Source organism: Flavobacterium sp. UW10123 (assembly GCF_040538975.1).
Taxonomy (GTDB): Bacteria; Bacteroidota; Bacteroidia; order Flavobacteriales; family Flavobacteriaceae; genus Flavobacterium.
The window spans coordinates 157,791-170,572 of record NZ_JBEWQE010000015.1 but is presented as its reverse complement, the minus strand read 5'-3'; the positions used below and the strand labels follow the sequence as shown (position 1 = coordinate 170,572).

The window sequence follows — 12,782 nt, the reverse complement described above, 5'->3', positions numbered from 1 at the left end:
CTACAGATGTAAAGGCAGTAATGTCATAGTCGAGTAGTACTAATAATCCGTAAGCTTATGCACAAACCTTTTCCCCGCTCAAGGGCGGGGAAGGAACTTTCTAAAACAGACTATTGCGTTTCTTTATCCCAGTATGTTAAAATATTGTCTGATTAATAATTGATAATTTACAATTGATAATTTACAATTGATAATTTACAATTGATAATTAATAATCAGAAGCTGCTTGCAGCGAATAGCCTTAAGGTGGTTATTGCGGCGGGGCTCACCTCTTCCCATCCCGAACAGAGAAGTTAAGCCCGCCTGCGCAGATGGTACTGCAGCATTGTGGGAGAGTATGTCGTCGCCTTTCTTTTAAGAATCCTCATCAGTAATCTGATGGGGATTTTTTGTTTTTCATATGTTTTGGGGAATTCTAAAATTTGGAAAGAGAGTAAATTATATGTAAAATCACTATTTCTAGTGATGTAAAAGCAAAAGTATAACAGTAATTTTGTAGTAAATTGTTATGTAAACGAGGTACGGCAAACTATATTTTTGGAGAATTAAATTGATAGTATCTTACAATTTTTATTTGACTAAAGTCAGATTCTTATTACTTGCTCGAATAACTAGCAAAAGCATTGGGGGGCTTTGCCATTTTATTCGAGCTTAGTGATAATTATATATCAGTCAACTAATCCATTTTCTACGGCATACTTAACTAAACCTGCTGTATTTTTAGCATTTAATTTTGATAATAAATTGCGTCGATGGGTATTTACAGTATTTAGACTTATAAAAGTTTTTTCTGCGATTTCTGCTGTATTGTATTCTTGGGCGATGAGAACCAAAATTTCTTTTTCTCTTGAACTAAGTTCAGTTAAATTAGAGACCTGTTTTTCAATTTTTGTGCTGTTGATTAAATGTTTTTCTTCTAATTCTTCAGCAAAATAATTTTCTCCTAAGGCAATTGTATTGATTGCCTTTAAAAGATCTTCTTTTTCGGCATTTTTTAATAAATAGCCATTTACGCCAATTCTAATTAATCTTGATACAATCATTACATTGCTGTGCGTGCTCACAATCAGAATCTTGATGTTTGGAAATTGTTTCTTAAGAATTTTGCTCAATTCTATTCCATCCATTTTTGGCATGCTGATATCCAAAATAATAAAGTCAACGATTCCTTTTTCTACAATTTCCAATGCTTCAAGTCCGTTTACAGCTTTTCCAATAACAGCAATATTCGGTTCTTGTTCCAAAAGTGAAATAATTCCTTGAAGAAACATGGTGTGGTCATCTGCGATAAGTAGTTTGATTTTATTCATTCAATAAAATGTTAGTTGCTTTTCAATTGGTCAAGCTGATTTTTCAAATCTATTCCGTTTATTTTTGTTTTGGATTTCAGTTTTAAAATTGGGATTTCAATGTTAAAAATAGTTCCGCGTTTCAACTTTGAATCAACTTCAAATGAACCATTTAAATTATTAATCCTATTTTCCATATTAATAAGACCTATTCCTTTTGAAATGTTCTCGGTTTCAAAGCCAACTCCATTATCTTCAAACAATAGGTTCAAGGTGTTTTCGATATAGTTTATTTGAACTTCTATTTTTGATGCTTTAGCATGTTTAATTGTATTGGTCAAAAGTTCTTGTATGATTTTAAAAATTTCAATCTGAATATTTTCATGTAATTCATTAATCTCTTTTTTCGGATATGGAATATAGGAGATTCTAATCTTACTTGCCTCGCTTATATTGATCAAATAGGATTCTAAAACTTCAAGAAATTTATTTTGGCTAAATTTTTTTGGCAGCAAATTATGTGATAAATTTCGTACCTGCTGATAGGTTTCATCAAGTTGATCGCTAATGCTTTGAATGTTGGAAAAATTTGAAGACTTTAAATGGTTTATTTGCAATTTAATAGCTGCTAAATTGCCTCCTATACTGTCATGGAGTTCTTGCGAAATCCGTTGTCTTTCTTTGTCTTGACCGCTAATTGAAGCCTTGATTAACTCCAACTCCTGTTCTTTTAGAATGCTATTTATTTTTTGCGAACTAATTTCAGCTTGCTTAATATTTAGTAAATGCTGTACTTTAAATCGTTTGTAGAACTGAAATAGAAGTGCAATTATTGGGATCAATAATATAAGAAATGCATTTATAGTGAAAAGTTTAATTCTTTTTTGCTGATTGATTTCTAGAGCTTTTAATTGTTGATCCTTTTTCAGAAGCGATATTTCATTTCGTTTTTTATTAGATGAGTTTTGGTAAGCGAGGATGGTATTTTCATTGTTTTTATTCGATATTTCTTCTTTAAGAAGCATGTTTTTGATTGCTTCTTCCTGACTGGCTAAGGTTAGTTTTTTAGCTTCGTTTTCGAATTTTAAAGATTCAATTTCTTTTTGCTTTTGAGCTGTTTTGTATTTGATTTCAAGTTCATTAATTTCTTTAATTCTTTCCAATTTTGAGATAGAATCTTTTAAATGAGTTAATTTTTCAAAAAATAGATAGGCATTTTTAAAATCGTCTTGTTTGATAGCGATTTTTCGTAATTTATCATAGATGTCTATTTGATTTTGAAGTAATCCAAAATCTGCTGATTTTTGAAGCGCTTCAGAAAAAGTCAATTTTGCATCGTTGTATTTTTTCTGAGAAGTATAGCAGTCACCAATGGTGCTCCTTGAAATAATTGCCAATTGATTTAGTTCATTTTCATCGGCAATAATAAGCGCTTCTTGAAACATTTTTAATGCTTCTTGGTATTTATTCTGCAATTGGTAATTTTCACCTAACCCCAGTAAAATAATAGCTTTTCCTTGAAAATTATTGGATTTTTCACAGAGAGTTTTACCCTTTTTGTAATATACAGCTGCATTATCATAATCTTTAAGTCTTGAATAGAGATCGCCAATATTGATATAACTTCCAAGAATTATTTCTGGATCATCTTTATATTCCAAACATTGCTTAAACAGCTTCAATGCGCTCTGATAGTCGCCTAGCTCTGTATATGTTTGGGCTAAACCGTGTGTATGCGTATAAAAAAGATTTTTGTCGTTGTATTTTTGTGATGTTTCAATACCTTTAAGATGCCATTTTTTACTTTCGTTAAACAGACCGCGCTTATTGTAATTTATCGCAAGCAGATTGTAGCCTAATGAAAAAAGTCGGTTTTTTAAAGAGTCATTTTGGGGTGTATTATATTTAAAAGCTTGATTTGTATAATAAATAGAAGAATCTATTACTGCTCTTTTATTGAAGTAGTATGCTAGAAGAAGATTGGTGTTTGCGGTTGATCGATTGTTTATTTTTGATTTTAATAGTAAGTGAGCTTTTTTATACGCTTTTTTTTCTTCTCCCTTATTATATAGATTATAAAGATCTTGAATTTTAGGATCTGGTTTGCTAATTGAAGATTTTTTGAAGGTAAAAGAGTTCCTTTTATTTTCAATCTGTGCCTGTAGACTGAACGATAAAAAGATGAATACTATTGAATAAAACCTTTTTGACCAGATTGCCATACTTTTTTTGGTTTGTTCGCTTAATAGAATTAGGATAAGCTTTAAAGTTTTGTAAACTTGGGTTTTATAGAATTGTTTCTACATTGATAAGTAAAAGTACTACAAATCAATTTAAAATATCTGCTGAAAAAATATATTTTTTAGATGAAGTTGTGAAATTCGTTATAATTAAAATGTTTTAAATATATTGAAAATCAATTAATTGTGTCTTTTTTAAAGATTAAATGTTTCTTAAATTGATTTGAATCTAAATTTTCTTACAGTAAATTAGTGAGACTATACTTAAATAAAGGAATCATGAAAAAGAGAATATTTTTAGTCATCGCATTGTTAGCACTAACAATCTCGGCCAGCGCACAAAAGAGAATAGAAGTGGCAGAATTGCCAAAACCAGCACAGGATTTTTTAAAGAAGCATTTTAGTTATACAACAGTAGAACTTGCTAAAAAAGATGCAGAACATGGAGAAAAAGGATATGAAGTGAAGCTGAAAGATGGTACAGAGGTAGAATTTTGGAAAGATGGCTCTTACCGAGAAGTTGACGGTGGCGACAATCCAATTCCAACTGCTTTTATTCCTGACAATATCAAAGCTTATGTAGCCAAAAATCATCCGAATGAGAAAATAACGCACATCGATTATGGACACAAAGATCTCGATGTCGATTTAACCAATAATATTGATTTGGAATTTACTAAAGATGGTAAAATTCTAAAAGACAAAAAGAATGAGTAATATATTTAATCAATTTTTAGTGTCCCAATTTATATTTCAAATTGAAAATAAATCGGGTATTTTAATTTGTAACCAATTTTTTAAAATATAAACTTGAGCGAAAATAGTTTATATTTACATCTTCTATTAGTTGTTTTATGGAAGAAAATAAACATGTAACGATTTACGATATTGCCGAGAGACTTAATCTGGCAACATCTACTATTTCACGAGCTTTAAAAGATCATCACACGATAAGTGATAAGACAATTAAAAAAGTGAAAAAAACTGCTGAAGAAATGGGATTTGTTCCGAATACTTTGGCTGCAGGTTTGCGTGGAAACAAAACCAGAACAATTGGTGTTTTGATTCCTACTGTTACACAACCCTTTTTATCTTCTCTAATCAGTGGAATCGAAATCACGGCTCAAAAATCTGATTATACCGTAATTATTATGCAGTCGCACGACTCATATGAAGAAGAGGTAAATATGGCTAAATCTTTATACAGCAATCGTGTAAGTGGCGTAATTTGTTCTCTGGCTATGGAAACAAGAGACACCGCTCATTTTCAGCAGTTTTCAAACAATAATATTCCGTTGGTTTTTGTCGATAGAGTTCCAAAAGGATATAATACTTTTAGAGTTGTAATAGATAATTATACAGCTGGTTATAAGGCAACTAAGCATCTTATTGAACAAGGCTGTATTCGTATTGCACATTTAACTGCTGGCTCAGAATTAGGAAATTTGTATAATGAAAGAAAAAGAGGTTACATAGAGGCTTTAAAGGATCATAATATAGAAGTTGAGGAAGAATTGATTATCAATTTAAATTCAGTTACTTATGAAGACGGTGTAAAAGCCAGCAATGCTTTATTTGATTTAAAGCCAATTCCAGATGGATTATTTGCGCCTGGAGATATTTTGGCTGTAAGTGCTATACAAACTGCTAAGAAGCGGGGGGTGAAGGTACCGGAAGAATTTAAAGTAATTGGTTTTAATAATGATCCAATTTCGCAGATAATAGACCCAAATTTATCAACTATTACCCATCCAGCTGAAAAAATGGGAAAAGCTGCAGCCGAAATCATCATCAAAAATTTGAAATCGTCTAAAAATGATGATGCAAAAGAAATAACCTTTTTAAATACAGAAGTACTAGCAAGAGAATCTACTCAGAAATAAATCACCTTTAAGAAAATATTGTTTTTAACATACTACAGAGCAGGATAGTTTTTATAATTATCCTGCTTTTATTTGTTATAAATTATTTTTTTGAAAAAAAAAGACAGTTAAAATTTTTTTCTTAAACAACAATCCTATATTTTTACGCAACCGATTGCAATTGTTGTTTTATTTCTAATAATGTATTTTTTAAATTAAAATTTTATTAAATGTTTTTAAATGGAAATAAAATATTGATTCTTTCAAAAATAAGATTGTAAAGAATAAATTAAACTATGGCTTCATTAAGATTTGTTTTTCTGTTTTTTTTGATTTCCTTTTCTGCTTTAGCTCAAAAGGATTATAAATTGTGGCTTCAGTACAATGCAGTTGCCAATTCTGCAATGGTTTCAGAATACAAAAGCAATCTTAAAGAAATCGTTGTTTTAGGAGATTCCGAAACCATAAAAATTATCGAAAAAGAACTTAAAACGGGATTTTTGGATATGTTGGGAAATATTCCTGAAATTAAATCGGATGTAAAAGGCGAGAATAATCTTATTGTTGGTTCACAGTCGAATTTGAATGCCGAAATCAAAAATGAATTAAAGTCTGATTTTGATAAAATAAATACTGAAGGTTTTATCATTAAATCTATTTCGTTTAAAAACAAAAAGCAAATTGTTATTGCGGCAAAAAATGATGTTGCCGTTTTATACGGAGTTTTTAATTTCCTGAGAATATTACAGACTAATAAATCGATTAAAAATCTGAATATTATTGATTCTCCGAAAACTAATATTAGAATCCTGAATCATTGGGATAATCTAGATAGAACTGTAGAACGCGGTTATGCGGGATTTTCACTTTGGAACTGGCAAAAACTTCCTGATTTTATCGATCAGCGTTACATCGATTATGCTAGAGCAAATGCCTCAATTGGAATCAACGGAACAGTTTTAACCAATGTAAATGCAAATGCTCTAATCCTGACTCCACAATATTTAGAAAAAGTAGAAGCGTTAGCCAATGTATTCAGGCCATATGGAATAAAAGTTTATTTAACGGCAAGATTTTCGGCACCAATTGAGATTGGAAAACTAAAAACTGCCGATCCAAAAGATTCTGAAGTCATTAATTGGTGGAAAAATAAATCGGCAGAAATCTACAAAAGAATCCCTGATTTTGGAGGTTTTTTAGTAAAAGCCAATTCAGAAGGTCAACCTGGTCCACAAAACTATGGCAGAGATCATGTTGACGGAGCCAATATGTTGGCTGATGCCGTTGAACCTTTTGGAGGTGTTATTATGTGGAGAGCTTTTGTCTATTCAGAACATGACGCTAACGATCGTGCAAAGCAAGCTTACGCTGAATTTCAGCCGTATGACGGAAAATTTAAAGGAAATGTAATCGTGCAAGTCAAAAACGGAGCAATCGATTTTCAACCAAGAGAACCGTTTCATCCATTATTTGGAGCAATGCCAAAAACGCCTTTAATGATGGAGTTTCAAATAACACAGGAATATTTGGGTTTTAGCACACATTTAGTTTTCCTTCCTAAATTATTTCAGGAAGTTCTGGAATCCGATACGTATCAAAAGGGAGAAGGATCAACTGTTGCCAAAGTAGTTGACGGAACTTTATATCAAAATAAATTAACTGGAATTGCCGGCGTCGCCAATATTGGGAACGACTTAAACTGGGCAGGACATCCTTTTGCGCAAGCCAATTGGTATGGTTTCGGAAGACTGGCATGGAATCCGTATTTAGATTCTGAAATTATTGCAGATGAATGGTTGAGAAGCACTTTTTCTAATAATGAGAATTTCATTAAACCTGTAAAAGACATCATGATAAATTCCCGTGAAGCTGTTGTCAATTATATGACACCACTTGGTTTGCATCACATTATGGACACGGGACATCATTATGGACCAGGACCGTGGGTTTCCAATTTGTCAAGGCCAGAATGGAATCCCACTTATTATCATAAAACAGATAAAAACGGAATTGGTTTCGACCGATCAAAATCAGGTACAAATGCCGTTTCGCAATACGCCCCAGAAGTGGCCAAACTTTTTGATAATGTAGAAACTTGCCCAGAAAAAGATCTTTTATGGTTTCATCACCTTTCTTGGGATTATAAACTGAAAAATGGACAAACGCTATGGAATGGTTTAGCGCTAAAATATCAGAAAGGTGTAAATCAGGTTAGAGAAATGCAGAATATTTGGAACCAGACTGAAAAATATGTGGACAATGAACGTTTTAACGAAGTGAAAATGCTACTTGAAATTCAGTATAAAGAAGCAAAATGGTGGCGAGATGCCTGTTTGTTGTATTTTCAGCAGTTTTCTGGTAAAGAGCTTCCTGTTGGTGTAGAAAAACCTACGCAAACTTTAGAGTATTTTAAATCATTAAAATTCCCTTTTGCACCAGGGAATGGATAAATATATTTTATAAAAAATTATGAGCAAGAAAACGGCAATTGTAACCGGAGGAAATTCGGGATTAGGTTTTGCAACCGCAAAAAAACTTTGTGACAACGGAATCACAACTTACATAATCGGAAGATCAAAAGAAAAAACAGAAAATGCTTGTAAGGAAATTGGAGAAAATGCTATTCCAGTAATCTTTGATTTGAATAATCTAGCCGGAATTCCTGAAATGATCGCAAGTATAACTAAGGATGGGCCAGTAGATATTTTAGTCAATAATGCTGGCATCAATATGAAAAAAGAAATTCCAGATGTAACTGATGAAGATTTTCTTTCTATAATTCATACTAATTTGCTTAGTGTTTTTGCAGTAAGCAGAGAAGTGATAAAAAACATGAAAGCAAATGGTGGTGGAAGCATTATTAATATTAGTTCGATGGCATCTCAGTACGGAATTCCAAAAGTAATTGCGTATTCGTCAAGCAAAGGCGCAATCGAAGCGATGACCCGCGCTATGGCGGTTGAATTAGCTCAGTTTGGCATTCGCGCCAATTGCATTGCTCCAGGATTTATAAAAACTAAAATGTCTTCGACAGCACTAGATAATGATCCTGAAAGAAAAAATAAAGTGTTAGGAAGAACCCCAATGGGCTATTTAGGAGAACCATCGGATATTGCAGATGCCGTTTATTATTTCGCTTTAAGCGAATCAAAATATACTACGGGTACAGTATTGCCAGTTGATGGCGGAAATAGTATTGGGTTTTAAGGTTTGTGAAATTGCTTGTAAGGACGTAGAGTCGCAAAGCTTATTTTAATAAAGTTTAAAAAGAAAAACTCTGCGACTCTGCGACTTTGCAAGATTAAAAAATAAATCATTATGATAAAAATGCAGCAAACCATGCGATGGTTCGGACCAAACGATAATGTCAAATTAATTGACATTAGACAAGCTGGAGCAACGGGAATTGTAACTGCTTTGCACCAAATTCCTGTTGGAGATGTTTGGACGGTTGAGGAGATTCAGGAAAGACAGCTGATGATTAGAAATGAAGGTTTGGAATGGACGGTTGTGGAAAGCCTTCCTGTTCATGAAGAAATTAAAAGAGCTTCAGGAGATTATCTGCAATACATTGAAAATTATAAAATCAGTTTGCAAAATTTGGCAGGATGTGGCATTAAAATCATAACCTACAATTTCATGCCGATTCTGGATTGGGTAAGAACGAATCATGATTTTGTAAATGAGGACGATAGCAGAGCGTTACTGTATAATCAGGATGCTTTTACTTATTTTGATGTTTTTCTTTTAAAGAGGCCGAATTCAGAAAATGATTATTCAGATGCAGAAAAAGAAAAAGCATTAGAATTTGGAAATCAATTGTCTGAAGACCAAAAAGCATTGTTGTTTAAAAATGTTTTGTTGGGATTACCAGGAAGTACAATTAATTTTACGGCAGAACAGATTTTGTCTCTTTTAGAAAATTATGCCGAAATAGACAATCAAAAACTAAGAGAAAACCTTATTTATTTTCTGTCAGAAATAAGTCCAATTGCAGAGAAAAATGGGCAAAAATTAGCCATTCATCCAGACGATCCGCCATTTTCAGTTTTGGGTCTTCCAAGAATTGTTTCAACAGAAGCCGATTTGAAAGCTATTTTCGATGCCGTTCCTTCAAATGCCAATGGATTATGTTATTGTACAGGTTCATTAAGTGCTGATCCAAAAAATAATCTGGAAAAAATAATAGATGATTTTGGAGATCGAATTCATTTTTTACATCTGAGAAATATCATCCGCGAAAGCGAAACCATTTTTAGAGAATCTGAGCATTTAAACGGAAATGTCAAAATGGAAGCTATTGTTGAGAAATTATTATTATTAATGAACCAAAGAAAAACAAGTCTTCCAATGCGTCCAGATCATGGTTTCCTGCATAAAGTTGATGAAAAAACAGAAACTTACCCCGGTTATTCTCTCACAGGAAGATTAAAGGGTTTGGCCGAATTAAGAGGTCTGGAAATGGGAATTGCTTATAAATTGAATTTGTAAAATCAAATAAAAACTATTAACTATTTAAACCAAAAGATATGAAATTTATTAAACCTTATTTATTTGCCTTTGCGGTTTTGCTTTCTGTGAGCTGTACATCTCAGAAAGAAAAGCCTAGTTTGAAAGATGTTTATAAAAATGATTTTTATATAGGAACAGCATTAGATTTAAATCAGATTAATGAAAAGAATAAAAAAGAAGATTCTCTGATTCGTAAAGAGTTTAATGCGATTACGGCGGAGAATATTATGAAATCGATGTTTACGCATCCGCAAAAAGATAAATACGATTTTACTTTATCAGATAAATTTGTGGCTTATGGAGAGAAAAATAAAATGTTCATTCACGGCCATACCCTGATCTGGCACAGCCAATTAGCGCCTTGGATGGAAAAAATTGCTGACAGTACAGAAATGAAAGCATTCATGAAAGACCATATTACCACAATAGTTTCTAAATACAAAGGAAGAATCAATTCGTGGGATGTTGTAAACGAAGCTTTAAACGAAGATGGAACTTTACGAAAATCAGTCTTTTTAAAGACGCTTGGCGAAAAGTATTTGGTAGATGCTTTTAAACTTGCAGAAAAAGCAGATCCAAAAGTAGATTTGTATTACAACGATTATAATATTGAAGAACCAGCAAAAAGAGCAGGAGCCATTGCTTTAATCAAGAAAATCAAAGCCGAAGGCGGAAAAGTAGATGGAGTTGGAATTCAAGGACATTGGAGATTGGAAAGTCCATCATTGGAAGAGATTGAAAAAAGCATATTAGAGTATTCAGCTTTAGGACTTAAAGTGGCTTTTACAGAATTGGATATTACGGTTTTGCCGAATCCGTGGGATTTAAAAGGAGCAGATGTAAATCAGAATTTTGAAGGAAGCGAAAAAATGAATCCGTATCCAAAATCATTACCAGATTCGATTCAAAATAAACTTGCGGAACGTTACGCATCGATTTTTAAACTATTTTTAAAGCATAAAGATAAAATAAGCCGAGTGACTTTTTGGGGTGTTCATGATGGTCAATCTTGGTTGAATGACTGGCCGATAAAAGAAAGAACCAATTATCCGTTGCCATTTGATAAGGATTTACAGCATAAGAAAGCATATGACAGTCTTTTAAAGCTGAAAGAAACTAAAAAATAGATGCTAAAAAAGCTTAAGTTTTGATAAATTAACAACAATCGGTTGTGAAATAGAAAATTACTTAAATAAAGTAAACTAAATTTGCATGATATGTTTTTTTGTCTAATTTTACACAACCGATTGTTTTGGTGATAATTCCTTTTTCTACAAGGTTTCCAAAACTTTGTAGGCATGTTAAAAAAACAATACAGAACATTGAAATCTAAAGATTTTGAAAACCATACACGAGAAAAACTGACTAACTTTATTTTTAGAAACCATTTTTGCTTACATAACTAATCAACAAAATGACCACAAACCCACGAATGACTAATATTTCACAAAAACTATCCATCAAAGAAAAAATTGGATACAGCTTAGGAGATCTGGCCGCTAATTTAGTTTTTCAGACTTTGATGACGTATCTGGCTTATTTCTACACAGATATTTATGGATTATCGCCAACAGATTCATCTATTATCATGCTGATTGTTGGATTAATTGCGGCTTTTGTTTTTAATCCAATCATTGGAGTTTTGGCAGACCGCACAAGCACCAAATGGGGGAAATTCAGACCATGGATCTTAATAACTGCGATTCCGCTTGGGGTAGTGGCGCTGTTAGCATTTTCAACTCCCGATTTCTCTTATAAAGGGAAAGTAATTTATGCTGTTGTAACCTATACCTTATTGCTGCTTTTTTATGCAGGAAACAATCTGCCATATTCTGCCTTAAGTGGTGTCATTACAGGCGATATGGGCGAAAGAAATAGTATGTCATCATACCGTTTTGTGGCAGTGATGTTTGCACAGTTTTTTGTTCAGGTTTTTATGCTTGGCATTATCAAAAGTGCTGGAAACGGCGATAAAGCAGTCGGAATCGAAAAAGTAATGACAGCTTTGGCAATTATTGGAACTATTATGCTTTTAATCACATTTTTGACTACAAAAGAAAGAATTATTCCAAAACCAGAACAAAAGTCAAGTGTCAAAGAAGATTTAAGCGATTTAATCAAGAATAGGCCTTGGATTATTATGCTTTCGCTGACCACTTTGGTTTTTGTAACTCTGGCAATGAAAGGCGGTTCGTATGTGTACTATTTTGAAAACTATGTAAACAAAGACCAGTTAGCCATTTTTATTCAGCCTATTTTAGATTTTTTAACCACTATAGGATTGAATCATTTTGGAAATGATCCAGTATCTGCAGGTTTTGGTTTGTTCAATGCAGGAGGAATTATTTTTATGATTGTTGGAATTACCTTGTCTAAAAACTTGGCAGACAAATACGGAAAACGAAATGTATTTAGATTGTTTTTATTTATTTCGACTTTGTTTGTTATAGCTTTTTATTTCTTTCCGCCAACATCAATCAAACTAATGTTTTATTCTCAAATTTTGCATGGGTTTTTCTATGGAATCACGATTCCGATTTTATGGGCAATGATTGCTGATGTTGCCGATTATTCAGAATGGTTGAATAATCGCCGTGCGACTGCAATTATTTTCTCTGCCATGATGGTTGGATTGAAAACAGGTTTGAGTATTGGAGGTGCTTTAACAACCTTGTTTTTAGGTTATTTCCACTACGTTCCAAATGCGCCTGAGCAATCTCAAACAGCCATAAACGGAATCAAATTATTAGTGAGTATTTTCCCTGCAATTCCTTTTTTGATTGGAGCTGGATTGCTGTTTTTCTATAAGATCAACAAAGAAATGGAAGTGCAGATTGAAACCGAACTGAAAGAAAGAAGAAGTTAATTATTTAAACAAA

At 32.7% G+C, this 12,782-nt stretch carries 9 protein-coding genes and 1 rRNA gene; 8 read left to right on the top strand and 2 right to left on the bottom strand.

The genetic code is table 11. From position 1 onward, the window contains the following. Positions 1-242: 242 nt before the first annotated feature. Positions 243-352, top strand: a 5S ribosomal RNA gene (gene rrf, locus ABXT06_RS18120). A 316-nt stretch (positions 353-668) separates the two neighbouring features. Here rrf and ABXT06_RS18115 read toward each other — a convergent pair. Together ABXT06_RS18115 and ABXT06_RS18110 are read right to left on the bottom strand one after the other, a co-directional pair. Continuing rightward, positions 669-1,310, bottom strand: coding sequence for a response regulator (locus ABXT06_RS18115; RefSeq protein WP_354591993.1), 642 nt, complete (start codon positions 1,308-1,310; stop codon positions 669-671). 11 nt (positions 1,311-1,321) lie between these two features. Then, on the bottom strand, positions 1,322-3,511 hold the full coding sequence (locus ABXT06_RS18110) for a tetratricopeptide repeat-containing sensor histidine kinase (RefSeq protein ID WP_354591992.1): 2,190 nt from the start codon (positions 3,509-3,511) through the stop codon (positions 1,322-1,324). 297 nt (positions 3,512-3,808) lie between these two features. Between ABXT06_RS18110 and ABXT06_RS18105 the strand changes: the two genes are divergently transcribed. The 7 genes from ABXT06_RS18105 (at position 3,809) to ABXT06_RS18075 (ending at position 12,769) form a co-directional block, all read left to right on the top strand. Beyond that, complete coding sequence (locus ABXT06_RS18105; protein WP_354591991.1) at positions 3,809-4,246, top strand: PepSY-like domain-containing protein; 438 nt, start codon at positions 3,809-3,811, stop codon at positions 4,244-4,246. 137 nt (positions 4,247-4,383) lie between these two features. Beyond that, positions 4,384-5,412, top strand: coding sequence for a LacI family DNA-binding transcriptional regulator (locus ABXT06_RS18100; RefSeq protein ID WP_354591990.1), 1,029 nt, complete (start codon positions 4,384-4,386; stop codon positions 5,410-5,412). 275 nt (positions 5,413-5,687) lie between these two features. Next, positions 5,688-7,841 carry an alpha-glucuronidase family glycosyl hydrolase gene (locus ABXT06_RS18095; protein WP_354591989.1) on the top strand — a complete coding sequence of 718 codons (2,154 nt, stop codon included), beginning with the start codon at positions 5,688-5,690 and terminating at the stop codon, positions 7,839-7,841. A gap of 19 nt (positions 7,842-7,860) precedes the next feature. After that, positions 7,861-8,598 carry an SDR family NAD(P)-dependent oxidoreductase gene (locus tag ABXT06_RS18090; RefSeq protein WP_354591988.1) on the top strand — a complete coding sequence of 246 codons (738 nt, stop codon included), beginning with the start codon at positions 7,861-7,863 and terminating at the stop codon, positions 8,596-8,598. A 120-nt stretch (positions 8,599-8,718) separates the two neighbouring features. After that, positions 8,719-9,882: a mannonate dehydratase gene (uxuA, locus tag ABXT06_RS18085; protein ID WP_354591996.1), complete on the top strand. Its 1,164-nt coding sequence runs from the start codon at positions 8,719-8,721 to the stop codon at positions 9,880-9,882. 38 nt (positions 9,883-9,920) lie between these two features. Beyond that, positions 9,921-11,030: an endo-1,4-beta-xylanase gene (locus ABXT06_RS18080; RefSeq protein WP_354591987.1), complete on the top strand. Its 1,110-nt coding sequence runs from the start codon at positions 9,921-9,923 to the stop codon at positions 11,028-11,030. 305 nt (positions 11,031-11,335) lie between these two features. Further along, the gene (locus tag ABXT06_RS18075; protein WP_354591995.1) at positions 11,336-12,769 is read left to right on the top strand and encodes an MFS transporter; all 1,434 of its coding nucleotides are present in this window, start codon (positions 11,336-11,338) and stop codon (positions 12,767-12,769) included. The last annotated feature ends 13 nt before the right edge of the window (positions 12,770-12,782 follow it).

Bases quoted from the DNA above. Each gene is read 5' to 3' on its own strand.
- ABXT06_RS18075 (WP_354591995.1), top strand. From the start codon at position 11,336: ATGACTAATATTTCACAAAAACTATCCATCAAAGAAAAAATTGGATAC.
- ABXT06_RS18115 (WP_354591993.1), bottom strand. From the start codon at position 1,310: ATGAATAAAATCAAACTACTTATCGCAGATGACCACACCATGTTTCTT.
- uxuA (WP_354591996.1), top strand. From the start codon at position 8,719: ATGCAGCAAACCATGCGATGGTTCGGACCAAACGATAATGTCAAATTA.
- ABXT06_RS18105 (WP_354591991.1), top strand. From the start codon at position 3,809: ATGAAAAAGAGAATATTTTTAGTCATCGCATTGTTAGCACTAACAATC.
- ABXT06_RS18110 (WP_354591992.1), bottom strand. From the start codon at position 3,511: ATGGCAATCTGGTCAAAAAGGTTTTATTCAATAGTATTCATCTTTTTA.
- ABXT06_RS18095 (WP_354591989.1), top strand. From the start codon at position 5,688: ATGGCTTCATTAAGATTTGTTTTTCTGTTTTTTTTGATTTCCTTTTCT.
- ABXT06_RS18080 (WP_354591987.1), top strand. From the start codon at position 9,921: ATGAAATTTATTAAACCTTATTTATTTGCCTTTGCGGTTTTGCTTTCT.
- ABXT06_RS18100 (WP_354591990.1), top strand. From the start codon at position 4,384: ATGGAAGAAAATAAACATGTAACGATTTACGATATTGCCGAGAGACTT.
- ABXT06_RS18090 (WP_354591988.1), top strand. From the start codon at position 7,861: ATGAGCAAGAAAACGGCAATTGTAACCGGAGGAAATTCGGGATTAGGT.